The following is a 590-nucleotide window of genomic DNA, read 5'->3' on the forward strand; positions in this document are numbered from 1 at the left end:
TTCCTCGGGCGCATCGCTGCCCCGACGTACCACGAACGATCTCGCGCGCAGCGCGGGCAGGTTTCCCGCGAGCGTCGCGTGGTCCGGATGCATGTGCGTCAGTTCGTAGCGCGCGCCGTCCGGGAATGCCCGCAGCTCGGGCAGTTGCTGATCGGCCGGCGCGATGTTGAAGTAGCGCGGATCGAGCGTGCGCGGAAAGCCCGGACAATCCTCTTCCTGCCATTGCCGATCGAGCGCGCCGTACAGGCCGGCGCGCGCCGGCCATGCCGCGTCGACCGGGCAAAAGCCGGCGGGCGCGGGTTGCTCGTGCGCAAAGCGCATCGGGCTGTGCGCGTATTCGACATTCGGCAGATCGCGCGGCGCGCCCTCCCGCGCGTGCGCGCCGCGGCCTCGCGGATTGTCCGCGCAACCCGCGCCGCCGTAAGCGAGATCCCAGTCGATCGGTAGCCGCTCGAACGGCCGCGGCGCGGTGATGCGCGCGCCCGCCCACTGCCGGTCGCCGCAGACGCGCAGCCGCTTCTCGAGGCCGGCAATGCGCACGCCCACTTCGCACGCGCACGCGTGCGGATCGCTCGCGTACTTTCCGTACG

At 71.9% G+C, this 590-nt stretch carries 1 protein-coding gene; it reads right to left on the minus strand.

Features of this window, described 5'->3' with window-relative positions:
• On the minus strand, positions 1-590 hold a 590-nt coding region (locus J5M71_RS26620), incomplete at both ends, for a DUF2169 domain-containing protein (RefSeq protein WP_207838461.1).

The organism is Pseudomonas sp. 43(2021), assembly GCF_017490805.1.
GTDB lineage: Bacteria > Pseudomonadota > Gammaproteobacteria > Pseudomonadales > Pseudomonadaceae > Aquipseudomonas.